21 protein-coding genes and 1 tRNA gene are annotated in these 22,240 nt (G+C 67.4%); 11 read left to right on the plus strand and 11 right to left on the minus strand.

The genetic code is table 11. The features are described from left to right. Positions 1-13: 13 nt before the first annotated feature. Both FJQ56_RS08390 and FJQ56_RS08395 read right to left on the minus strand, forming a co-directional pair. Complete coding sequence (locus FJQ56_RS08390) at positions 14-1,426, minus strand: vWA domain-containing protein (RefSeq protein ID WP_140008860.1); 1,413 nt, start codon at positions 1,424-1,426, stop codon at positions 14-16. Next, on the minus strand, positions 1,423-2,301 hold the full coding sequence (locus tag FJQ56_RS08395; protein ID WP_140008862.1) for an AAA family ATPase: 879 nt from the start codon (positions 2,299-2,301) through the stop codon (positions 1,423-1,425). Before FJQ56_RS08395 ends, FJQ56_RS08390 begins: the two co-directional genes overlap by 4 nt. A 212-nt stretch (positions 2,302-2,513) precedes the next feature. Between FJQ56_RS08395 and FJQ56_RS08400 the strand changes: the two genes are divergently transcribed. The 6 genes from FJQ56_RS08400 to FJQ56_RS08425 all read left to right on the plus strand — a co-directional run bounded on the left by FJQ56_RS08400 (position 2,514) and on the right by FJQ56_RS08425 (position 7,176). Next, entirely contained in the window at positions 2,514-3,206 is a 693-nt protein-coding gene (locus FJQ56_RS08400) for an ElyC/SanA/YdcF family protein (RefSeq protein ID WP_140008864.1), read from the plus strand. A gap of 227 nt (positions 3,207-3,433) precedes the next feature. Next, positions 3,434-3,826, plus strand: coding sequence for a hypothetical protein (locus FJQ56_RS08405; RefSeq protein ID WP_140008866.1), 393 nt, complete (start codon positions 3,434-3,436; stop codon positions 3,824-3,826). Between the two features lie 40 nt (positions 3,827-3,866). Then, positions 3,867-4,637, plus strand: coding sequence for an ABC transporter ATP-binding protein (locus FJQ56_RS08410; protein WP_140008868.1), 771 nt, complete (start codon positions 3,867-3,869; stop codon positions 4,635-4,637). 59 nt (positions 4,638-4,696) lie between these two features. After that, entirely contained in the window at positions 4,697-5,899 is a 1,203-nt protein-coding gene (locus FJQ56_RS08415) for a hypothetical protein (protein WP_140008870.1), read from the plus strand. A 1-nt stretch (position 5,900) separates the two neighbouring features. After that, entirely contained in the window at positions 5,901-6,515 is a 615-nt protein-coding gene (locus FJQ56_RS08420) for a hypothetical protein (protein ID WP_140008872.1), read from the plus strand. Positions 6,516-6,786: 271 nt separating this feature from the next. Continuing rightward, positions 6,787-7,176: a hypothetical protein gene (locus FJQ56_RS08425; protein WP_140008874.1), complete on the plus strand. Its 390-nt coding sequence runs from the start codon at positions 6,787-6,789 to the stop codon at positions 7,174-7,176. Positions 7,177-7,255: 79 nt separating this feature from the next. On the opposite strand, the gene FJQ56_RS08430 is transcribed toward FJQ56_RS08425, so the two are convergent. The 6 genes from FJQ56_RS08430 to FJQ56_RS08455 form a co-directional block, all read right to left on the minus strand. Further along, the gene (locus FJQ56_RS08430; RefSeq protein WP_140008876.1) at positions 7,256-8,041 is read right to left on the minus strand and encodes a DUF1883 domain-containing protein; all 786 of its coding nucleotides are present in this window, start codon (positions 8,039-8,041) and stop codon (positions 7,256-7,258) included. Positions 8,042-8,142: 101 nt separating this feature from the next. Then, positions 8,143-9,216 carry an ImmA/IrrE family metallo-endopeptidase gene (locus FJQ56_RS08435; RefSeq protein WP_140008878.1) on the minus strand — a complete coding sequence of 358 codons (1,074 nt, stop codon included), beginning with the start codon at positions 9,214-9,216 and terminating at the stop codon, positions 8,143-8,145. Continuing rightward, entirely contained in the window at positions 9,203-10,099 is an 897-nt protein-coding gene (locus FJQ56_RS08440) for a hypothetical protein (RefSeq protein WP_140008880.1), read from the minus strand. The genes FJQ56_RS08435 and FJQ56_RS08440 overlap by 14 nt, the downstream gene beginning before the upstream one ends. 52 nt (positions 10,100-10,151) lie before the next feature. Continuing rightward, the gene (locus tag FJQ56_RS08445; protein WP_140008882.1) at positions 10,152-10,448 is read right to left on the minus strand and encodes a hypothetical protein; all 297 of its coding nucleotides are present in this window, start codon (positions 10,446-10,448) and stop codon (positions 10,152-10,154) included. Positions 10,449-10,540: 92 nt separating this feature from the next. After that, positions 10,541-13,870 (minus strand): type ISP restriction/modification enzyme, encoded by a 3,330-nt coding sequence (locus tag FJQ56_RS08450; RefSeq protein WP_140008884.1) that lies wholly within the window; start codon positions 13,868-13,870, stop codon positions 10,541-10,543. Between the two features lie 276 nt (positions 13,871-14,146). Further along, positions 14,147-14,344, minus strand: a complete 198-nt coding sequence (locus tag FJQ56_RS08455; protein ID WP_140008886.1) for a hypothetical protein — start codon at positions 14,342-14,344, stop codon at positions 14,147-14,149. Between the two features lie 527 nt (positions 14,345-14,871). Between FJQ56_RS08455 and FJQ56_RS08460 the strand changes: the two genes are divergently transcribed. Together FJQ56_RS08460 and FJQ56_RS08465 are read left to right on the plus strand one after the other, a co-directional pair. Next, the gene (locus tag FJQ56_RS08460) at positions 14,872-16,149 is read left to right on the plus strand and encodes a hypothetical protein (RefSeq protein WP_140008888.1); all 1,278 of its coding nucleotides are present in this window, start codon (positions 14,872-14,874) and stop codon (positions 16,147-16,149) included. Between the two features lie 194 nt (positions 16,150-16,343). After that, positions 16,344-18,149 carry a hypothetical protein gene (locus tag FJQ56_RS08465; RefSeq protein WP_140008891.1) on the plus strand — a complete coding sequence of 602 codons (1,806 nt, stop codon included), beginning with the start codon at positions 16,344-16,346 and terminating at the stop codon, positions 18,147-18,149. A 241-nt stretch (positions 18,150-18,390) separates the two neighbouring features. Here FJQ56_RS08465 and FJQ56_RS08470 read toward each other — a convergent pair. The 3 genes from FJQ56_RS08470 to FJQ56_RS08480 all read right to left on the minus strand — a co-directional run bounded on the left by FJQ56_RS08470 (position 18,391) and on the right by FJQ56_RS08480 (position 19,528). Continuing rightward, a tRNA-Ser gene (locus FJQ56_RS08470) sits at positions 18,391-18,478 on the minus strand. Positions 18,479-18,561: 83 nt separating this feature from the next. After that, entirely contained in the window at positions 18,562-18,993 is a 432-nt protein-coding gene (gene tadA / locus FJQ56_RS08475) for a tRNA adenosine(34) deaminase TadA (protein ID WP_140009773.1), read from the minus strand. A 49-nt stretch (positions 18,994-19,042) separates the two neighbouring features. Beyond that, positions 19,043-19,528 (minus strand): tRNA adenosine deaminase-associated protein, encoded by a 486-nt coding sequence (locus FJQ56_RS08480; RefSeq protein WP_140008893.1) that lies wholly within the window; start codon positions 19,526-19,528, stop codon positions 19,043-19,045. Positions 19,529-19,619: 91 nt separating this feature from the next. Between FJQ56_RS08480 and upp the strand changes: the two genes are divergently transcribed. From upp to FJQ56_RS08495, 3 genes are read left to right on the plus strand one after another with little or no spacing between them, the layout of a single operon-like run. Next, entirely contained in the window at positions 19,620-20,261 is a 642-nt protein-coding gene (upp, locus tag FJQ56_RS08485; protein WP_140008895.1) for a uracil phosphoribosyltransferase, read from the plus strand. A 48-nt stretch (positions 20,262-20,309) separates the two neighbouring features. Continuing rightward, positions 20,310-21,554, plus strand: coding sequence for a sensor histidine kinase (locus FJQ56_RS08490; RefSeq protein WP_140008897.1), 1,245 nt, complete (start codon positions 20,310-20,312; stop codon positions 21,552-21,554). Continuing rightward, positions 21,554-22,204, plus strand: a complete 651-nt coding sequence (locus tag FJQ56_RS08495) for a response regulator (RefSeq protein WP_211350896.1) — start codon at positions 21,554-21,556, stop codon at positions 22,202-22,204. The genes FJQ56_RS08490 and FJQ56_RS08495 overlap by 1 nt, the downstream gene beginning before the upstream one ends. Positions 22,205-22,240 lie beyond the last annotated feature (36 nt).

Here is a 22,240-nt window from a genome sequence, read left to right on the forward strand (position 1 = left end):
GGGTCCGCCCGCCTCAGAGCGCCAGGTCGTGCACGAACTCGGCGAGCTGGGTGAGGTTGCGGCACTCGACCATGTCGACGAGGTCGCCGTACGTCGCGGTGGCGGAGTCGCCGGTGCCCCAGTGGCGTCGGTGCTCGGGATTGAGCCACCAGGTGTGGCGGGCGGTGCCGGCCAGGTCGGCGAGCACGTCCTCGTGGAGGTCGGCGTAGTTGGAGCGCGCGTCGCCGAGGATGAGCAGCGAGGTCTTGGGGCCCACCGCGTCGGGGTGCTCCTCGACGAACTTGGTCAGCGCGCGTCCGTAGTTGGTGCGTCCCCACAGGGCGGCGTGCGCCGTCGAGGCGGCCAGGTCGGCCATCACGTCGACCACGTCGGCGCCGGGGGTGAAGTGGTGGGTGACCTCGTGGACGTGGTCGATGAAGGTGAACGCGCGGACCTTCTGGAACTGGTCGCGCAGCGCGAAGACCAGCAGCAGCGTGAACTGGGCGAAGTTGGCGACCGAGCCGCTGACGTCGCAGAGCACGACCAGCTCGGTGCGGTGCGGACGCTTGGGCCGGTGGTGGGTGGTGAGCGGGACCCCACCGGTCGACATCGAGGCCCGGACCGTACGGCGGAAGTCGAGCGGGCCGCGGCGGCGTGCGTGCTGCTCCTTGGTCAGCCGGGTGGCCAGGCGACGGGCGAGCGGATAGATCTCGCGGCGCATCTCCTCGAGGTCGGCGCGTCGGGCCGCGGTGAAGTCGAGCCGGTCGATGCTCGGGCGCAGGGCGACGTTGGCGACGTGCGCGGCGCCCTTCTCCTCCGCGATCCGCCGGCGTGCATCGGCCTCGACCTGCTGGGTGAACGCGCCGATCCGGCGGCCCGCGCCCCGCTCGGCCTCCTCCCTGGTCAGGCCCTGGCCGAGGAGCGCGGCGACGATGCGGTCGACGAGCTCGGACGGCGCCACCCGCTGCATCGCGGTGTACGCCGACCACGACGACAGCCCGGGACCGCGGCCGGGCATGGCCCCGAAGCGGCCGACCATCTCGGCCGCGAGAGCCTGGAGGCGGCGGTCGTCGCCGGTCTCGAGCGCGGCGGCGAGCTCCTCGCGGAACGCCTCGAGGGCGGCGGCGTTGTCGCGCACGGGCGAGACGTCGGCTGGGTCCGTCTCGTCGGCCGGGTCGGCCGCTGCGTCCGGGCCCAGCGAGGACCCGCCGCCTCCCACGAGTCGGGGGAAGTAGAGGTCGAACAGTGCCTCGAACGTGGGGCGCTGGGCCTGTCGCTTGACGAGCGTGGCGGCGTACGCCTCCTTGACGTGGGAGCGCTCGACCCAGTCCAGGGCGGTCAGGGCGGCGACGGCGTCGAGGTCCTCGGCCAGCGAGACCGGCAGGCCGGCCCCGCGCAGCGCCTCCAGGAAGGCGATGTGTCGGTCGACCAACCCCGACCGGTTCATCGTCGGACCAGCTTGAGCTCCTTGACCGCACGGTCGTGGTCGGAGCGGTGCTTGAGGATGACGCCGAGGGTGTCGGCGATCGCCGTGTCGTCGAGGTCGCCGATCTCGAGGGCCACCAGGGTGCGCGCCCAGTCGACCGACTCGGCGATCGAGGGGGCCTTCTTGAGCTCCAGCTCGCGCAGCCGGGCGATGGTCGCGACGAGCTGACGGGTCACCTGATCGTCGAGGCCCGGCACCTGCGAGGCGACGATCTCGCGCTCGCGCTCGGCGTCGGGGTAGTCGAGGTGGAGGTAGAGGCACCGTCGCTTGACGGCTTCGGAGAGCTCCCGGCTGGCGTTGCTGGTCAGCACCACGAAGGGGCGGCGTACGGCGGAGACGGTGCCGAGCTCGGGGATCGTGACCTGGAAGTCGGAGAGCACCTCGAGGAGCAGGCCCTCGACCTCGATGTCGGTCTTGTCGACCTCGTCGATCAGCAGCACGGTCGGCTCCTCGCGACGGATCGCGGTGAGCAGCGGCCTGGTGAGCAGGAACTCCTCGGTGAAGATGTCGTCGTGGGTCTGGTCCCACGTCTCGTCGCCACCCGACTGGGTGTGCGAGGCCTGGATGCGCAGCAGCTGCTTCTTGTAGTTCCACTCGTAGAGCGCCCGGGCCTCGTCGAGGCCCTCGTAGCACTGCAGCCGCACCAGGTCGGCCCCCGTCGCGCGGGCCACGGCCTTGGCGAGCTCGGTCTTGCCGACGCCGGCCGGACCCTCGACCAGCAGCGGCTTCTCGAGCGCGCCGGCGAGGAAGGAGGTCGTGCTGGTCGCCGGATCGGCCAGGTAGCCGACGTCGTGGAGCCGGGTGGAGGCGTCGGCCGGGGAGGCGAACCAGGTCATGGCGCCATCCTCGCAGGCACCCCGGCGCGGCCCGGGCGGGTGTCGTGCGTCACAGGCCGTGACCTGTGCGGCGGCTCGTCGTTGAGCAGGTATCTCGGGTCGGCCGGTTCATGGGGGATCGGCCGCCCCGGACCTGGGTCACCCGGCAGCCACCCGGCGGTCGGTCGGTGGTTGGAGGACCGACCGGCCGCGCGGGTGGCTAGCCTCATGCTGTGGCGAGCCCGGCGTACGACGAGGACGACGTGGGGCTCCTCGACACCGTCGCGTCGTGGCTCGCGCTGGAGGACCCCGAGCCCGACCACGTCGACCTGATGCTGCTCTTCGGCGGTTCCCTGCCCGCCGCGTGGGACCGGGCCGCAGCCTCGGTCACGGCCGGACGCGTCGGCACCCTGATGCTCGTCGGCGGGCAGGGCCACACCACCGACGTCCTCCGGCGGCTGGTCGGCGGCCCCGCGGACGCGCTGGAGGCCGACCTGATCGCGCGCCACCTGCAGCGTGAGCACGGCATCACCGACGTCGTCCTCGAGCGCGAGTCGACCAACTGCGGCAACAACGTCACCCTCGCCCGTGACCTCAGCACCACGCTCGGGCTGCACCCCCGCACCGTCGCCCTGGTGCAGGACCCCACCATGCAGCGTCGGATGGACGCGGTCTTCCGCCTGGTCTGGCCACAGGCGCGCCCGGTCAACCGCCCCGGTCCCGACGGCCGCGACACGTGGCCAGCGCGGCGCTGGACCGAGCTCGTCGTCGGCGAGGTCCCCCGGCTGCGCGACGACGAGACCGGCTACGGCCCCCGCGGCCGTGGCTTCCTCGCGCACGTCGACGTACCGGTCGAGGTCGAGACGGCGTACGCCGAGCTTCTGCGTCGGCACCCGGGGTGGGGGCGGGACGCACACAGCCCCTGACCGCGTGGGTCGTCGTCGGAACCGTCGAGCGCACCACACGTTTCCTGGCGCGTATCGACTGCTTGCCTTTGCTTGCCGGCGATGGCGAGTCACACAGTCAAGTTCCTTGACCGGGTGACAATGGTCGGGTGAGGATTGCGCCACGCGACCGGGTGGTCCAGCCGGGAACCGACGACGCGTCGACCGCAACCTTCCAGTCAGCACGTCCACCCGAGGGGTGTCCTTTCGTGAAGCTGAACGCGACGTTCGTTCTCACTCTTCTTGCTCCTGCCGCAGTGGCGGTGCCTGCGGTGATCGCTCTCCAAGCGCCCGCTGATGCCGCCGGTTGCGGGATCTTTGCGAACAAGCCCTACGCCAACGCTGCCTACACCGTGGTTCGTGGCAGCGGTGGCCGAAGCGGCTGCACCAACAACAAGCAGATCAAGATCGACCTTCGTTGGGACCGGCCCTTCTCGCCCGACCCCTCGATCGGCTACAAGTCGGGCACGTACAAGAACGTCACACTGACCGCAGAAGGTGACTGCCTTGCCGGGACCCACGACTACTACGTCGAGGTGAGCGGCGACGCAGGACACACCTCAGGTTCACGGGCCAACATCTCGGCGAACGACGACTGCTAGCAGTGACGCTTCTCCGCGCCCCACGTCAGCGCCCCCTGTCGTGAAGGCGCAAGAGCGACCCGGAGGACCCGCTCTGCGTCGTATCGAGGTCGAGAACGTCTCAGCACGCTACGGGCAGGTCCGCGCTCTGGATTCCGTCACGTTCTCTGTCACTCCCGGCGTCTGCGCCCTCCTAGGTCCCAATGGTGCTGGAAAGACGACGCTCATGAGCTCCATCGTGGGGATCAAGACCCACGACGGTCGGATCGAGGTTGTCGAGGGTGGCCAGCGCGCTCAGATCCGCCCGACCGATGTCGGGTACCTGCCTCAACGGTTCGACCTGGCCTCAGCCATGTGTTGCCACGAGACGGTCCAGTACGCCGCATGGTGCCAGGGCCGCAGTCCCCGGCAGGCACGTCAAGCGTCGGTGGACGCGCTGGAGCGGGTGGGGCTCACCGACAAGGCACACGCGAAGGTCAAGACCTTGTCGGGCGGTCAACGACAACGGCTCGGGATCGCGTGCGCCATCGCTCATCGGCCTCCGATACTCCTGCTCGACGAGCCCACCGTGGGCCTTGATCCCACTCAGCGATATCGACTTCGCGAATACCTCACCGGAATTGCGGAGAACACGTGCGTCGTGGTGTCGACCCACTTGCTCGAAGACGTTCACGTGATGGCCGATCAGGTCGTGATCATCGATGGCGGCAAGATCATCTTCAACGACACCAAGGACGCGATGGTCGCGCACGGTGCGCAACACCAGCACGCAGGTGAGTCGACCCTGGAGGCGGCGTACCGCTCGCTCACGGACGGGAAGCCTCGACCGTGATCTCGGCGTTCCCGCCCAATCGAGTCCGGATCGGACTCATCATGACCGTCGGGTCAGCCATGACCGCGCTCGTCCACTCCCACGGGCTCCTTCACTGGGCCTACGTCGACTCCGTCGCCATCGCAGCGGAGTACCGGCAGTCGTTGACGACCACCGGGATTCTCGCGTGCGCAATTGCGGCATGGTCCGCGGTCGCCGTCGCGAACCCGTCGTACGCCCATGTGCCGCCAGGCTCCGTACGACGGGGTCTGCCACTGGCACGGGCCAACGTCGCATACCTGGCCTGCTGCTCGTGCCTGGGGTTCTCGGTGGGGCTCGCACCCGTGACGGTCGTTGCAGCCTCCCGAAGCGACTACGGCGGGCCAAGCATCGTGGTGATCCTCAGTGGTCTCGCCACGCTGATCGCCTACGTTGCGGCGGGTTACCTCATCGGATGCCTGGCACCCGGATACCTCGGCACGCCACTGGCCATCGGGTTGGCGTACTCGATGCTGTTCTTCTCCACAGGCCTGCTGAGTCCCATCTTCGACTTCGACGTCCTCGCCGGTCTGGCAGTGCCGGTCCGGGTCTCGGTGATTCGCATCATCTTCTTCGGCGGGACAACCATCGCTCTCGTCATCGCAGCCGGGTTGTGGTTGAAGATGCGATCGGGACAGAACCGGGCTCCCGCCGCCTTGTCCGTCACCGCGACCCTTGCGCCGTTCGTCGTGGTCCTCTACCTGTCCAATGGGTACTCAGGTCCGCGAGTGACAGCAGACGGAGCCCCTGCGGTCTGCGCTGAAGCCAGCGATGGGTCAGCAGTCTGCGTACACCCGGCGCGTGTGGATCTCCTGGACCGGCTGACAGCGTCGGTATCGGATCTCAAGCGAGTCGCCGGTCCCACCATCTGGCCGAGGTCGACCGTCGTGGACGCAACAGTCAGGTCGGCTGCACCACCAGGGTCCGGAACCGCTGACCTGCTGCAGATCCAGGGCCGGGATGGTGGGTGGGTTGCCGCAGCGCAGTTCGACCTGGCCGCTCAGATCACTGGAGCTCAGGTATGCGGCATCACGGGGCCGATGGACCAGCAGGCGATGGACGTCAGCAGCGCTGCCGCCGCATGGCTCCTGTCTGAAGTAGGTCAGAACACGGACGAGTTCTTGAACACGACCGGAGCCCGCGAGGAGTTCGAGATCCTCACATCGAAGAGCGAACCCGATGCTCGTGCGCTGGTCGCACGACAGATCGGGGCGATCAGCCACTGTGCGGGTCGACCCTTCTGACGTGAGCCTCGTCCTAGCAAGCATCAGAACCCGCTCGCCGCTCAAGATGGGCACATGGGTGACGTTGGTGGCGTTCTTGAGCATCGCAAGCGGCGAACGCGCTTACCTGTTTCGTGCCTCGGAGGGCCTCGAACCGCGTCCTGTGTCCGTCATCGAACTCGTGGTGACCTTGGGGGCCTGCTGCATCCCCGCCGTCGGACACCCACAGATGTGGTCCTGGGAACGTGTGCACTCACGGCCAGGCGTGCGGATGGTCGCCGCGTCGTGGGTACCCGGATGCATCGTGCTCGTCGGGCTGCTCCCTACGTTCCTCCGGGCTGCTCGCCCCGGATTGGATGCCTCAGTCCCGACTACCGCACTCTGCAACGTGTTGATCTTTGGATCAGTAGCAGCTGTCGTCACCGTGTTCGTCAGCAGGCGAGCAGGATCCTCCGCTGCCATCGCCGGCTACGTGGTCGGGGTGGCAGTTCAGGCTCTTGACGTTGCACTCCCGGTGCCGGTGCGAACGACCGACGAGGGAACCTGGGCGGTCGTCGTCGCCTGCGCCGCCGTGATGACTGCGGCTGCGTTGATGATGGTCACCCTCGGTCGGACGCCCGGATCAGACGATGCGTGACAGCAACGGTGACGAGGCCAAGGACCACCGACGCAGACACGCGGGTCCCTCACCAAGGCGCTCGACGCAGTTCTCGACCGCCGAACCACCTCGAGAACGTCGAAAACCCTGAGCATGCGCCCGCATGCCCAGGGTTCCAAACGGTCACAACTGGCGGGCCGGACACTAAAGTCTCTGACCTGCACCGACGGCTGTCCATGATGTGGGATCCCCGGTGGGGCCTCACGGATCCCCCGGTTGGTCTCACCCACTCCGCGTGCAAACTGAAGTCGTGGCCTTTGATCCCGACCGTGAGTGGTCACGTGACGACGTGCCTGCGGGTCCGTACCTGCACGGCAGTCGCAAAAGGTACGAGCCAGGAGATCTCCTCCTGACGGACGTCGTCAGCACGATGCCGGGCGAAGAGGACGACAGGACCATGTGCTTTGCGACGGTCGTACAGGACGAAGCGCTCGACTGGGCCTATCGCAGAGGTATCCGACACGGCGGCGACGCGCTGTATGTCTACGAGGTGGACATGGAGGATCCGCAGGTCGACGTGAACGCTCATCGTCCGGGCTCGCTCGGGCCGATCACCTCGGTGATGAGCCCTCGGGGTCGGGTAGTACGGGTGGTGGCTGAGGTCGCGGTCTCGGCTTACCCTCACGCGTTCCTGGGCTAGTTGCTCCTAGCCACCGGCAGGCGACGGATTGGACTGGCTTGCTGAACGGGCGGGGAACGGGGCTGGGTCCGGTGCCTGGTCAAGCATCTCCGTTGACGACGTCGGCGATCTGGTCCGCGATCTCGTCGATGCTGTACTGGCCGGTGCTCATTGCGACCTTGTCTGCCAATGAGGGGCTGTAGGACGACACCTGGTCGGCTGTCAGGTCGTGCCAGATCGGCAATAGTGATTGCTGTCCTGCGACTGTCCGCGTGACGAGGCCGTCGAGTTCGTGGTTCGTCCATCCTTTCTTGAAGAAGGGCTCGGATAGGACGACGATGCCGAAGCGGCTGGATCGGATGCCTTCGTCGATCTTGCGGCGGAGGCTGTGCCCAATCCGCATCTCGGCTTCATCGAGCCACACGCTCACTCCGCGCGCTTTGAGTGCCTCGCGAAGGGGTCGTGCAACTGCGGCTTTGTCTTCGCTGGCGTGACTGATGAACACATCCCAGGTCTGTCCACCGAGTACGTCACCGGCGGGTTCGGCGGGCTCGTCGCGCAGTGACACGTCGGACGCCGGGTTCCGGCGGGTCTCTCGCGCCTCGGGAAGGAACCCACGCGGCGGTGGCTGAACCGCGACGCTGGCTGAGATGCGACCGCCCAAGCCGCCAAGGTCGATGGCGACCACCCAGTGACCCGTAGACGGCACGGAGATGGAGTGCGGAGATCGGGTGACTTTGCCTCCGTGGTAGCGGTACCGCCGTCCAGCCTTGTAGTTGCTGTAGTCGCTACGGCTCATCAATTGCACGTTGGCTTGGTTCTTGAGTGTGACGACGACGGTGGACCCCTTCTTGAGGTTGCCGAGGTCCTTATAAAGATGTTGCATCGCACTTCGCCTCTCGCTGCAGGTACGTCGAGGCTAGAGAGCGCCACCGACACTGTCGCAACTTCACTAGCGAGCGGCCGAGTGCGGAGCGGTCCCGAGCCCTACCAGCATTCTTCGTGTTCGGTGCGACCGGCTCGTTGTTCGACGGCGCTGAGCGCCGTGAAGCAGCGCCCGCATGTGGTCGGCTGATCCGGTTCGCAGTCGCAGGCCGAGCAGTCTGGGCACTTCGACGCGTTGCAGGTGGGGCAACGGTCTAGGTCGGCCTTGATCTCGTACTCGATGCCGCAGGCCGGGGCGGGGCAGTCTCGTGTCTGTTTGGTCCACTGCTGGGTGCCGTAGCGGTGTTCCGGGGTGCCTACGACGAAGGCGTAGCCGCCGTCGTGGGCGATGTGGAGATCGAGTCGAACGTCGTTTCGGGCTGACCCGCTGGTGTAGGCGATCCCGTGCGAGGTAACTCGGGTGGCGTTGCCGTTGGCTGCGAGTGCGTCGGCGAACAGTTGCTCGATGTCGGGTTGGTGGCTGTCGCGTGGGGGCTGGAAGAGGTTGTCTCCGACCATCTGGCTGAATACGACGGTGCCGTCCTGGGCTGCGAGGCTGACGAAGAAGTCGTCTCGGTTGAACGTGCCGATGGCTGCGTGCCCTGCGGCGCTGGTGACGCGGACGATGGAGGCTTGGCGCGATGCCCGGACGGATTGATGCAGTTCGGCCATTTGGCGTGCGGTGGGCACGGCGCTGATGCCGTCGAGGGCTGCGTCGGGGATGAGCGCGGTGGAGGCGAAGGCGTTGGCGATGGCTTCGGTGACGCGAAGCCGGAGAGCGTCAGGTTCGATGCGCCATTCGATGTCGGCCCAGGCTGGGTCGTTCTGTTGGAGGTGGTGGGCGTACTCGTGGAGCAGGGTGAAGTGGTCGCGTCCGTAGGTGCTTGCGCGGACGATGTGGATCGTCGGCGGCGAGGGCCTGTAGTGGCCGTAGACGGCGCATCCGTCGGTGGTTTCGTCGGAGTGCTCGATGGTCAGTGTGGGGTGCTGTTCAAGAGTCCCGTAGGGGTCGGCAGCGAGGGCTTGGAGGTTGACTCCCTCGTGGTGCTCTGCGAAGTCGCGTAGGTGCTGGACGACTGCGTCGACGTGGCCGGGACGCAGCCAGTCGTGGTGGCTGCGTACCTCAGGCAGTGCCATCGCTGGCACGCAGGACACGTTCGATGGCTGCTCGCATGCGCGCGATGCGGTCGTTGGGCTGTGCAGCGCGAGCCGCCAGGGCGTACTCCTGCTGCGAGCGGCGACGTGCTGCTCGTTCGTCGATGCCCTTGGCTGCCATGACCTGGTCGAGGAGCGGTTTGAACTCGGGCTCGATCAGGGTCTGAGAGGCGTCATCTCGCGATGCCGATAGGAGTGCGCTGGGTTCGAGGTTCCACGCTGATGCGAGCCCTGCAATCTCAGCGTCGGTGGGGATCGCTTCTTGGCGGAGCAGAGCGCGGGCGCGCGGGACGTCGACGCCGAGGGTGTTCGTCATGAAGGGGATGCCTGCCCCTTGCTGCGCGATGACGTCGGCGGAGATGACGGCGTCTTGGGGCGCGTCGGTGGGCCACTCGTGGAAGCAAAGGCCCTGCATGTAAGCGAGGAGTCCTCGGAGGTGTTCGGGGTTGCCGTCGTCGTTGTAGTTGCCGTCCGCTACCGGCAGCGGCGACTCTTCACCGTCTTCGGCGTATCGGCGCAGGAGCCGCACGGTGGTCTCGGACAGGAGGCTGCCGAGGTTGCGGCGGAGTAGGTGCTTGCCGAGTCCGGTTTCGATGCCGGGCCAGATCGTGAGCGGCAGCCCGAGTGGAGTGACCTCGTGGACCACCGCTGGGGCGAAGGCTGGGTCGGTTGGCAGGGTCACCGGGCAAGCCAGGATGTAGTCGTCGATGACCTTGGTGATGACGACCATGGCTAGTGCGTCGCGGTTCCATGAGAGCAGCCAGAGGTCCCCGACTTTGAGGTCGGCGGCGTCGTCCTGGACCCACCGCTGCTGTGCTTCGGCAGGCAGCGTGGCGGGGGCCTCGGAGAGGCTGAGGGTGGTCATGTGTGGCAGTCCTTCGGGAAGCGAGTCGCTCATCGTAAGCGCCGGTTCGTTCTCATGAGTATTCGTCGTAGTAGGCCAACACCTTTATACGACTCTCCTCCGACAATTCGCCTTGGTAGGGGCACCGGGCCGGGTTCCCCAGGTGCTGGGTCTCGATGGTGTGCTTGAACCGCATCGAAAGCCAACCCGGCTTGTCGAAGGAGCAGTCCAGTTGCACCGGACTCGCTAGGTCTCCGGGTTTGTGGTCAGTCGTGGTGCGACCCAGAGTGATCCAGTAGTCCGGCGGTCCTGGCGGCGACTTGATGGCAACTACACGACGTTTGGCGTCGTGCGCGTCGCCGCCGATCATGATGTCTCGGTGGGCTTGGTAGACCGAACCTGGGCTGGGTGGGCCAGACGTTGCGGGGGCAGGACGGTCTTTGTTTCGGTTGCGTGCGGGGCTCATGCCTGTGGCAATTCGGGTGCCGTGTCGGCGAGCAAGGTGCCGCTCATGCTTTGGCGCGGGTTGTGCAGTGGATCGCTGTCGCTGATGGGCCACTGGACGTCGTCGTCTTCGAGTTCGTCGCGGGTTAGCAACGGGCCCGCTAGGACCTCGGCCAGGCACTGCGCCATGTCTTCTTCGACGACGACGATTTGGTTGAGGATGGCGAGCAGGTTGCTCAGTTCATGCGACCAGTCGTTGGGCCATTGGGTTGCGTTGATGTGGTCGAGAGGTGACCGGTACTTCTTCTTGGGCTTGGCGAGCCTGAAGTCGAGCCAGGAGTCGAGGATTCGCGCACCTCCGACCGTGTACTCGGCTGCCTCGGGCAGGAGGCCCGTCCAGGTGCCTGCGCCGAGGTGCAGGGTGCTCGTGGTGGGGTCGTAGCGCCATGCGTCGGGCATCGCGTTGCCGACGGAGGTGGCGTAGACGGGGTGTGGGCCGAGGGCGGGGTCGCGCACGTCGGTGTATCGGTCGGGGTGGGACCCGGCTTCGCCGTAGGTGTGTAGCCATTGGATGTGACGTCCGAGGATTCGTGCCTTGTTCCAAAGGGTGGGGTCTGTGGTGATCGGGATGCGGATGCCCGGTGTGCGGAGTTGCTCGTCGAATTGGGCCAGGTATCCGGTGTGTCCGGCGATTCCTGCGGCGTAGTCGAAGATGTCGCTTCCGGTTACGGGCGTTGAGAGATGCCGGGTGAGCGCGGAATGCAGGCCGGGAGCGGTGTTGGGGGTTCCGTCGGGGTGGAGCAGCGGAAGGGTTCGTCCGCCGCCGCTGCCTCGGAAGTGATGCACGTCGGGGATGAGGCTGGAGTAGACGAGTCCGGGTCCCTGCCTGGGGTGCTCTGAATGCAGTTCGACAGCGAATACTTGGCCTGGGATGCGACCTTCCCACAGCGTCGGTGACGGCTGGTTGATCAGTCGTGAGTCCGCTACGACCCACTGCCTGTCGAGGAACCGGTATCCGCACCTGACTGTGTGTGCTTCGGTGAGCATGGGGATCGAGTTGAACGGTGTTGTCGAGTTCTGTTCAGTGCCCGGTCCTCCCAGCGGTGCCTTGACCTTGGTCAAGGTTGCGTCGCGCTGTTCGACGAACTTGGCTGCCTTGGTCTCGGGGTTGGTTTCGTTGACGAGGTCCCGCAATCGCTCTTCGAGGACGGTCGGGTCAGGGGCGTAGATCCAGCCTCGTCCGGCCATGATGCCGTTGCGTCGCCATGGCAGTAGGTCGTCGGCGGCGGGGTAGGTGTCCCAGTCGTCGTTCGGTGCTGGGGTGAGTGGGGCGGTCCATCCGTCGCGGGTTGACACCCACCGGTTGTCGTCGAAGGTTAGTGAAGCCAGTTGGTCGAACTTGTTCTGGCGGGTGCCGTGGAGGTCGATGTACTTGATGTCGGCGGGGGTGTTGGGGTCGGTGCCTTCGCGACGAAGGAAGATTCCGATGACCACGGGGGTCTCGATGGCGAAGACTGCGTTGGCTGGTGGGGGTTGCTTGCCTTCGGGGGTGATGTTGATGATCCAGCCGTGCGAGCAGGTCCGGCGGAGGTACTCCCGCATTCCTCTGAATCCGGGACCGGCGAGGTATCCGGCTGCGGTGATGAAGTTGACGATTCCGTTGCCGCCGTCGGTGACGTCGGGGGTGTTGGTCGACTCGAACACTTTCCAGGTCGCCCAGCGCCAGAAATAGGCATAGAGGTTCGATAGGTGTCGCTCGTGTCCGCCGTTTCCGTCGAGTTTGAACGCGTCGAGGGGGTGGTCGCCGGTGACGGGGTCCGTGCCGTTTTCGACCCAGCCCCCGGCACCACCGGCGTGGTCCTTATAGGGCGGGTTTCCGATGCAGACTTGGATGTTGCGTTCGCGCTTCATGCGGTTGGCCTGTTGCCTCTGGCGGGCGATGAGTTGTGCGGTGAAGGGGAGGTCGTCGTCGGAGGCAACGAACGGGTCTTCGAGGGTGTCTGCGACGTAGAGGTTCAGGCCGTCGCGCGGATGGCTCGCGCCCGCTTCGTTGATGGCTGCGCTGACACGGAGTTCTGCGACGGAGTAGGGCCCCGACTGCAGTTCGATGCCGTAGAGCCGTTGGACGGCACTGCTGACGGCTTCGGATGCGGCTCCTGGCCCGTACTGGGTGCTTGCTGATGAGGCGACGTGGCGCAGGATGGACAGCGGGTACGTGCCGGTGCCCATGGCCGGGTCAATGATGGAGACGTTCGGGTTGCGGAGCCCTTCGGCTTTGCCGAGGTAGTCCTTCAACGCGATGTCGGTGAGTCGGACCATGGAGTCGACGACTTCTACGGGGGTGTAGTAGGACCCTGACTTCTTTCGTTTCTCGGGGTCATAGCGAGCCAGGAAGTCTTCGTAGAGGTGGAGGTAGAGCGATTCGCCTCGACGTTCGAGACGGGTCCAGTCCGTTGCGGATAGGACCCGGATGATGATCTCGATCGCCGACCAGGTCGGAGTTCCGGCGACGTGCTCGGTGAGCAGGTTGAGCGCGCGACCCATGACGGTGTGGTTGTTCTCTAGGGCGCGGGCGACGTCGAAGATGCTGCCGTTCTCGATCTCGATGCCCTCGCTGAGCGCGAGGAGCAGAGCAAACACGACGGTCTGCGAGAAGCCGTCAGCGAACTCGTCGTCCTTCGCCTGCGGGAAGAGCAGCCTGCGCCAGTCCTTTGCGATGCCGGTGAAGGGCATGGTGCTGGCGTCCGCTCCGCTACGGATCGCGCGACGTTCGGCTTTGACTGCGTCGGCGACTTCCTCGCGTAGCAAACGTGCGAGCGGAGCCAGGGTGTCGACGAGTTTGGCGACGGAAGTGATGGGGACTGGCTGCCACTGCAAGAAGATGTTGATGACGAGTTCGAGCCGACCCGGCGCTGTGAGCGTGCCTGTGTGGTTCGCGAGATCACCGGTGTGGACGATGACGGGCATGTCTACGAGTTCGCCGTATCGCCAGAGCCGGAACTCGGTCCCATTGGTGTGCAGCAGGTTCGGAAGTTCTTTGAGCCGTTGCCATTGGCGGGCGTTGTGTGTCGTTGCGCCGTAAGTGTTGGGATCCAGGCTGACGCCGGGGGCTTTGAGTTCGATGTGACCGATGAGTGCGCCGTTGACGACTACGCCGAAGTCGGGACGGACCGAGCCTTCAAGTTCTGCGACTTCGTTATGGGCGGTGACGGTGAGGTTGAGGGCTCGACCGGCTTCCTCGATGAGGTTGGTGATGGGAGTGACGAGGCTGGCTTCTGCCTGTCCCGTTCCGGATAGGCGCTGGCGGGCTTCTTGCCCGTAGGTGGCGACAAGGTCTGCGAAGGTCAAAGCCGGTCCTGTAGGGAAGATGTGTTGGGGTGCCCGGTCGACATCGGCAGTCGGACTTCATTCCCGTACCTGCCGAGGCATACGGCATACACGACGTCAACCTGCCTCCCACCCTAGGTAAAGGCATTGCTACGCACAGGCATTGCGGTGATTCGGGCGTGGCAACAGGGCCGAGTTGCCTATCGCCACGGGAAGGGGCCGCGTGCTCCGCCAGACCGACCGACGTAGGGCTGCGAGAGGGCATATCGGATCAGCCGGGCCGTCTTGCGTCCTCCCTCATGTCGGATCTCTGCGCACAGCCGTGTCGATGTCGATGCTGAGGCGCGCGGCGAGCCGGTGCATGTCGACCAGGAGTAGTTGTGCCTCGCCGCGCATCAGTCGTCGGAGTTGATCGACGGAGATGTCAAGGTCGAGCGCGATCTTCTCGGTCGAAGTTGTCCTGTCAGCCCTGATGGCGTCGCGGACGGCGAGCATGAACTCGTGTTGGGCTCGGGCTGCGTTTCGAAGAGCCGTGGCCGAGGTGCCTTGCGGGGCCTGCCAGTTGGGGCCGGGTTGTTCGGTTCTTCCGAACTCTGGCTGGTGTGCCCTGTGGAGCCATGAGCGGGGCTCGGGGAGGGTCCGCTTTGGCACGCGCCGAGGCTAGGAGCGGTCTGACGCTGTTTGCTGGTCCGTTCCGCCTGCCACGCAGCCGAGCCCCAAAACAAGCGGTTATCCGCTTGTTTTGACCCGTTCAAGCGGATAACCGCTTGTTTCTGTTGCTGTGGTTACAGGTTTCGGCGGGCTCCTCCGAATCGACGGCTCATGCCCTCGTCATGTCTCCGCACTGCGCCTGGCGTTCGACGTCTGTCGGCGTCGTGGTGTAGGACGGCGTCATGCGTTCCCGCAGCCGCGTGCACAGAGGCAGGGCCATCTCCGGCCCCTGCCCTGTCCGAGACCTGGCTGCGTCTGTGCCCTAACACGAGACGTTCCTGGGTTCCGGTTGTCACCCAGGAGCAGTACCCGTGTCAACGCCACGCATCGTCCGAAGCGACCCCTGCCCACCCGTCCAGGCCACAGCAGAAGACCTCGAACTCCTCGCTTCGCTGCCTGACGACCCCCGCGTCCTCGACTGGCCGTCGATGGCTTGGAACGAGCACCTCACGACGTGCGAGCAGCCGCGTCGCTGCCCGCACCACGACGACGTGGTCCTGCCTGCTTGGTGGTGGGCGCGGATGAGGTCGTTCGCACCGCTGGACGCCAATCCCGAGAAGGCCGTCGAGATCGCGATGTTGCGGATCAACAAGTTCAAGGGCGGTAAGCATGTCAGCGCCGAGGGTGCCGCGTTCGCTCGTGACGCGGCACGTGACGCTCTTCCTGCTGCCCAGCAGCCGGTGTCGTTGGAATGGGTCAAGCAGACGCTGGCTTGCGTAGCCGGGTTGGCGACGTGGGTTCACAACGAGGGCGAGCCGCTGACCCGCGAACACGTCCTCAACGCCAACACACGGCTGCGCTATCTCGAAGGCCCAGAAGGCGCAACGACGCTCAGCAAGTACAGCCGCCGCAACTACCGGCTGCGGTTCGACAAGTTGGCAGTCGCGCTGCTGGGTTCGCAACGCGAGGTCATCAAAGGCCGCAAGCCCATGGGTCAGCCGGACGTCCTGATGCCGCTGACACGAACCCAGGAAGCCGATCTGTGGGTGTGGTCGCAGGGGCTCCGCCCGATCACGACCCGTCAACGAGTTCAAGCGCTCATCGCCACTGGCCTCGGCACGGGCACCCGTCGCCGCGACTTCCACCGCATCCGCGCCTGGGACGTGACCCGTGACGCTGATGGCGTTCACCTGAGCCTCGCTGAGTCCACCAGCACCGGCAGCGCCATCGTCCCGGCTCGTGTCGTCACCTGCTCGGCCCAATGGGAAGACCGGCTGTGGGCGATCGTGGAATCAACGCCACCGTCGCATTACCTGGCTGCGCCATGGAAAGACACTGAACCGAACCGGGCCGACCAGGACGCCGTGCTCCGAGCCGTTCTCCTCAACGAAGCCGCACTCCCACCGGTCCACTTCAGCAGCGAGTCGCTGCGCAACACCTGGTTCCTGCGGCACCTTGAGGCAGGCACCCCGATCTCGTTGCTCAAGACCCAGGGCGGGCTGCTCACCGCTTCCGCGCTGGACAAGTTGCTGCCTTTCGCTGCACCGCTCGACGCGCAGGACGCAGCGGCCCGCATGCGCTGCACGACGACCGCGACGACCGCGACGACCGCGACGACCACGGTTCCTGGCGGGCAGGCCGAGGACTGATGCCTGAGCCACAGGACCTTGAGGGCGCAGAGGAGGTGAAGACAGCCCGCAACAGCCGACGTGTCGTCGCGACCGGCACCGTTGCCGACCAAGCCGCTCTACTGCCGTCCAGGACGCGCCATGCGACACCGAACGGTCCTTCCGCTCTCGACGGCTACGACCCACGCGAGCCCCTCTCGAAAGAGACGCGCCGCATGTACACCCGCTACTCAGACCGCGACGTCATGCGCGCCCGCGACGCCATCAAAGCCAGCGGCATCGACTCGTTCCTGACCGACCTCGTCGCCAACGCCAAAGTCGAACACGCTGCCGCCTTCAACAAGACCGGCCAGACCAAGGAGGGTACTCCCGCCCGAGTGACCATCGAGGCACTACTCGTCGCGATGTGGCTCGCAGCCAACAACGCCAAACCGATGCTGCTCACCGAGTTCAGCAACATCCTCTTCCACGGCCTCTCCCCCAACATGCGCCGCCTACTCGACGTCCTAGACGGTCAGACCCCGCGCTCCTCGATCCCTGGCAAGCACCGCCAGTGGAACAGGTCCGCTGCCAAGGTCGTCGGAGCACGGTTCAAGCAAATGACCGCCGTCATCGACCCCTCCGACGAGATCGTCACTCGCGCTAACCAGATGTGGGCCGACATGCAGTACCGGGGTCTCACCGACGACCAGGTGCGCCAGTTCCAGGCCCACCTCGACTGGGTCTGCGGCCAACTCCTCCACGTCGCCTACATGATGCTTCCGGCCTCGGTTCGCGCCCAGGACGACGGCTCTAGGTGCATCGACGCAACCCCGCTGAAAGTCCCTGCCACTGGGCGCACCCTCGACGACCCAGAGGCGTCTTCCATGCCTCACTGCTCCTACTACGTACGCGAGGGCGACCACTCTGACTACGACACCAGCCCCGACTTCACCACCCGCAACGGACGGTTCCGCCGCAACCAAGCCAAGCGGTTCTGGGCTCTGGACCTGCACCTGCTCGCCCTCGCCGGAGTCCATCCCGGCGACCGCCAGCGGATCCCAGGGCTCATCACCTCAATGACCGCCGACCGTGCTGCACTTGATCCCGCCGGGAACGCACGGCGACTCCTCGCCAGCGAGCAACAGCGCGGGTTCGCCCCCGGTTACCTCACGGGTGACGGTCTCTACGCCAAAGCCGAAGCCACAACGTTCCAGATCCCTGCCCGTGAGGCCGGATATAAAATCCTGCTGCCTATCACCAAGGGCACCTCCGGCGTCCAGGGCAGCCACGCCTCCGGGATGGTCCTCGTCGACGGCACCTACTACTGCCCCGCGATCAGCGACCACCTCCGCACGATTATCAAGGACTACCGCGACAAGCGCATCGACCACCCGACCTTCGTCAAGCGCATCCAGGCACGCAAGAAGTTCGAGATGGTCACCAAGCAGAAGGCCGACGAACGCGGCATCGGAGAGCGACTCGGGTGCCGTGCCGCGAACCACTCCCTGACCGTGAAGTGCGAACACAAGCCCGCCTCCCTTGAAGAGCGGCTGACCGAGAACGCGGACCGCACAACCGGCGACTTCCGACCCACGATGAGCCTGCCCATCGAGGCCATCACCAACGGGCAACCGCCATCGGTGTGCCAGAGCCAAGCCATCACAATGAAGCCGACCGACGGCGCAAAGTTCCGCCAAGCGATCCCCTTCGGGACCGACGAACACACCGACATCTACCACCGGCTGCGTCAATCCCAAGAAGGCATGCACGGGTTCGCCAAGGACGAGGCGCAGGAAGCGCTCGGCACCCCAGGCCGACGACGCGTACGCACCCTTGTCGCCCAACAACTGTTCGCAGCGTTCCTCATCGCCGCAGCCAACGTCCGCAAGATCCGGTCCTTCCTCGAACGCGCCGAGACCGACGAGCACGGCCTCTACGTCAAGCGCATCAAACGCAAGGGCAGGCACGCCCGCACCGGCGCACCGCCAGGCGCAGCCGCACCCGGCAACTCCCCACCAGAAGCCGCCGACGCCGCATGACCGGCGACCGGAACTTCACAGCAGCACCCACCGCCCGGCCCATCACGGTCCGGGCCACAGGCGCGCCCACAACCCGGCCCTGAGCGCCGTCGTCGCACTCGTCTGCGACCCGAAGCGGGGACGTCGCGGTCCAAAGAGGGCCGGAACGGCAAGAACGCCGGTCTCGAACCCCTCGCGGGGCCGAGAACCGGCGTTCTCGACACTTTCGTGTCTCGGACTTCACATTTAAGTGTTCAGCCCCTGGCGGTGGCGGTGGGATTTGAACCCACGGTGGGTTTCCCCACACAACATTTCGAGTGTTGCACCTTCGGCCGCTCGGACACGCCACCGCGGGAGAGATTACCGGAGCGGCGCGGGACCGCCGAAACCGGGCTCAGCAGCGACACAGCGAGCTGTCGGCGGCCGCGCGGAGTCACCGGTGGGAGCGGAAGAACTCCTCGAGCAGCGCGGCCGACTCGGCAGCCAGCACCCCGGCGACGACCTCGGGTCGGTGGTTGAGCCGACGGTCGCGTACGACGTCCCACAAGGACCCGACGGCGCCCGCCTTGTCGTCGTGGGCGCCGAAGACGACGCGCTCGACGCGGGCCAGCACCGAGGCCCCGGCGCACATCGTGCAGGGCTCGAGGGTGACGACCAGGGTGCAGCCCTCGAGCCGCCACTCACCGCGGGCCCGAGCCGCCTCCCGCAGGGCGACCACCTCGGCGTGCCCGGTCGGGTCGTGCTCGGCCTCGCGCACGTTGCGGCCGCGGCCGATCACCTCGCCGGAGGCCGACAGCACCACGGCACCGATGGGGACGTCACCGGTCGCCAGGGCGGCGCGGGCCTCGGCGAGGGCGGCGCGCATGGGGTCGTGCCACCGGTGGTCGGGGGGCACCCTGGGGTCGGGCACGGCGTCAGGCAGGGGTCAGCCCCACGGCGTCGTCGAAGAGCTTGCCGAACCCGACCCGGCGGGCGATGTCGGAGAGCAGCTCCTCGGGATAGAGGTCGGTGTCGTCGAGGAGGAGCCCCATCTCGATCTCGGGCAGGCCCAGGTCGCCGAGCAGGTCGAGGTCGCCAGCGGGCACCTGGTCGTCGCCGTCCTCGGGGAAGGGCAGGCCGAGGAAGTCGACGATCGAGGCGGCCAGCTCCCACTCGTCGGCCGCCGAGATGTCGGAGAGCAGCACCCGGGTGTGGGCGCCGGCGACGCGCAGGATCACGAAGAAGTCGTCGTCGAGCCCGACGAGGGCCACCGCCCCGGCGTCGCCGGAGAAGCGGCGCAGCGCGTGGGCCAGCACCTCGACGTCGGCCTCGAGGTCGTGGGCGAGCTCCTGGACCACCCAGCGACCGTCACGGCGGTAGGCGGCCACAGCGAAGTCGACGGCGTCGAGCTGCTCGGCCATGCCGTCAGAGTCGCACGCTCCCCCCGCGCGCGGTCAAGGTCTGTGGTCTCGACAGGCTCGACCACCGAGGCCTCCTACTAAGGTTCGGCCCATGCGCACCCACGTCGTCGACCACCCGCTCGTGGCCCACAAGCTCACCGTGCTGCGCGACCAGCACACCGACTCCCCCACGTTCCGCCGGCTGGCCGACGAGCTGGTCACGCTGCTCGCCTACGAGGCGACCCGCGAGGTGCGCGTCGAGCCCGACGACATCGTCACGCCGGTCGCGCCGATGACGGGCACCAAGCTGGCCAGCCCCAAGCCCCTCGTCGTCCCGATCCTGCGGGCCGGTCTCGGCATGCTCGACGGCATGATGCGTCTGCTCCCGACCGCCGAGGTGGGCTTCCTCGGGATGGTCCGCAACGAGGAGACGCTCGAGGCGGCGACGTACGCCGAGCGGCTGCCCGACGACCTCTCCGGGCGCCAGTGCTACGTCCTGGACCCGATGCTCGCCACCGGCGGCACCCTCGCCGCGGCGATCCGCTTCCTCACCGACCGCGGCGCCGACCACATCACCTGCGTCTGCCTGCTCGCGGCCCCCGAGGGCTGCGACAACCTCGAGCGCGCGCTCGAGGGCCTCGAGGTGCCGGTCACGGTCGTGACCGCGGCGATGGACGAGCGGCTCAACGAGAAGGGCTACATCGTGCCGGGGCTCGGCGACGCGGGCGACCGCCTCTACGGCGTCGCCGGCTGACCGATCGACGCCGACCTGATCGACGCCGACCGACCGACGTGACCTGACGTGCGCCTGCTGCCCGACCGCACCTGGAGCCGTCCCGGCCCGAGCGCCGAGCAGCTGCGGCACGACGTCGTGCTGGGCGGCGCCGCGGCGGTGCTGTTCGTCGTCTCCGCCGAGCTCTTCCACAGCGCCTACGGCTTCGACCGCGGAGCCGGCGGCGTGGAGGCCTACGTCCTGTTCGCGGTGTCCGGCCTGCTGCTCGCCGGTCGGCGTCGCCTGCCGCTGACCTCGATGCTCGTCCAGGCGGTCCTGTTCATCGTGATCGGTGAGCGCCTGGACCAGTACGGCGCCACCTTCACCATCCAGATGACCATGTTCACGGTGGTCTACGCCGCCTGGGCGTGGTCGGACCGGCCGCGGGCCCTGGTGGCGAGCACCGGGATCGTGCTGGTCGCCATGTTCGGGTGGCTGGTGACCGCTCTCCTCGACGACGGCGCCCTCCCCTCCGGACGGGTCGGGCTGATCGACGCCGACATCGCGGCGTTCGCCTACTCGTTGGCCATCAACGTCGTCTACTTCGGCGGGGCGATCGCGTGGGGCCAGGCGGCGTGGCGAAGCGCCCGTCGTCGGGCCGAGATCGACGCTCAGCAGGAGCGCGAGCGCAGCGCCCGCCGCCTCGACCAGGAGCGGGCGGTCCACGACGAGCGGGTCCGCATCGCCCGCGACCTGCACGACGTGGTCGCCCACCACATCAGCGGCATCGGCGTCCAGGCCGCCGGCGCCGGGCGGGTCCTCGACCGCGACCCGGCCTCGGCCCGTGCCGCCCTGACCACGATCGAGTCGTCCTCGCGACGCGCGGTCGCCCAGATGCACCAGCTGGTGGGGCTGCTGCGCGAGTCCGACGACGACCATGCCCGCACGCCGCAGCCGGGCCTGGCCGACGTCGCCGCCCTGGCCGGCGGCGAGGCACCGGTGGTGGAGCACCGCGTGGTCGGGGAGCCGTTCGCCGTCCCCGAGACCGTCGACCTGTCGCTGTTCCGGGTGGCCCAGGAGGCGGTGACCAACGTCCGCCGGCACGCCCGCGCCCGCCGTGCGTCCGTGGTGGTGCGCTACGTCGCCGAGCCCCGTGCGGTCGAGGTCGAGGTGCTCGACGACGGACACCCCGCCCCAGGACGCGACACCGGTGGCGGCTACGGCCTGCGGGGCATCGCCGAGCGCGCCGCCCTGCACGACGGCGTCGCCGAGGTCGGGCCCCGCCCGCAGGGCGGTTGGCGGGTCCGCGTCCGAGTGCCGGTGGGCGAGTCGTGATCCGGGTGCTGCTCGCCGACGACCAGGAGCTGATCCGCGTCGGGTTCCGGATGATCCTGTCGGTCGAGCCCGACCTCGAGGTCGTCGGCGAGGCCGGCGACGGCGCCGCGGCCGTGCGTGCGGTCGCCGACCTCCGGCCCGACGTCGTGCTGATGGACGTGCAGATGCCCGGCACGGACGGCATCGCGGCCACCGAGGCGATCGTGGCGGCGTACGACGACGTGGTGGTGCTGATCCTCACCACGTTCGACGACGACGACTACCTCTTCTCGTCGCTGCGCGCCGGCGCCGCCGGGTTCCTGCTCAAGAACTGCCCGCCCGACGACCTGATCGCCGCGATCCGGCAGGCGGCCCAGGGTCACGCCCTGCTGGCGCCCGAGGTCACCCGCCGGGTGATCGCCCGCTCGACGTCGGGTCCGACCGGCCGCCCCACGGCCACCCCCGACACCCGTCTCACGCACCTCACCGACCGCGAGCGGGACGTGCTGGTGGCGATGGCCCGCGGGCTGAGCAACGCCGAGATCGCCGACGAGCTCGTCGTCGGCGCCGCCACGGTCAAGTCGCACGTCTCGCACGTGCTCACCAAGCTCGGCGTGCGCGACCGCGTGCAGGCCGTGATCGCGGCGTACGAGTCGGGGTTGATGGACTGACCGCGTGCGGTCTCCCCCACGAGGCGGAGGGCCGGA

The organism is Nocardioides plantarum (assembly GCF_006346395.1).
GTDB lineage: Bacteria > Actinomycetota > Actinomycetes > Propionibacteriales > Nocardioidaceae > Nocardioides > Nocardioides plantarum.

Excerpts from the sequence above, each read along its gene's own strand:
- FJQ56_RS08440 (WP_140008880.1), bottom strand. The coding sequence starts at position 10,099 with ATGACCACCCTCAGCCTCTCCGAGGCCCCCGCCACGCTGCCTGCCGAA.
- FJQ56_RS08395 (WP_140008862.1), bottom strand. The coding sequence starts at position 2,301 with ATGACCTGGTTCGCCTCCCCGGCCGACGCCTCCACCCGGCTCCACGAC.
- upp (WP_140008895.1), top strand. The coding sequence starts at position 19,620 with ATGCGCACCCACGTCGTCGACCACCCGCTCGTGGCCCACAAGCTCACC.
- FJQ56_RS08430 (WP_140008876.1), bottom strand. The coding sequence starts at position 8,041 with ATGCAACATCTTTATAAGGACCTCGGCAACCTCAAGAAGGGGTCCACC.
- FJQ56_RS08390 (WP_140008860.1), bottom strand. The coding sequence starts at position 1,426 with ATGAACCGGTCGGGGTTGGTCGACCGACACATCGCCTTCCTGGAGGCG.
- FJQ56_RS08455 (WP_140008886.1), bottom strand. The coding sequence starts at position 14,344 with ATGCTCGCCGTCCGCGACGCCATCAGGGCTGACAGGACAACTTCGACC.
- FJQ56_RS08465 (WP_140008891.1), top strand. The coding sequence starts at position 16,344 with ATGTACACCCGCTACTCAGACCGCGACGTCATGCGCGCCCGCGACGCC.
- tadA (WP_140009773.1), bottom strand. The coding sequence starts at position 18,993 with ATGCGCGCCGCCCTCGCCGAGGCCCGCGCCGCCCTGGCGACCGGTGAC.
- FJQ56_RS08415 (WP_140008870.1), top strand. The coding sequence starts at position 4,697 with ATGACCGCGCTCGTCCACTCCCACGGGCTCCTTCACTGGGCCTACGTC.
- FJQ56_RS08480 (WP_140008893.1), bottom strand. The coding sequence starts at position 19,528 with ATGGCCGAGCAGCTCGACGCCGTCGACTTCGCTGTGGCCGCCTACCGC.
- FJQ56_RS08445 (WP_140008882.1), bottom strand. The coding sequence starts at position 10,448 with ATGATCGGCGGCGACGCGCACGACGCCAAACGTCGTGTAGTTGCCATC.
- FJQ56_RS08435 (WP_140008878.1), bottom strand. The coding sequence starts at position 9,216 with ATGGCACTGCCTGAGGTACGCAGCCACCACGACTGGCTGCGTCCCGGC.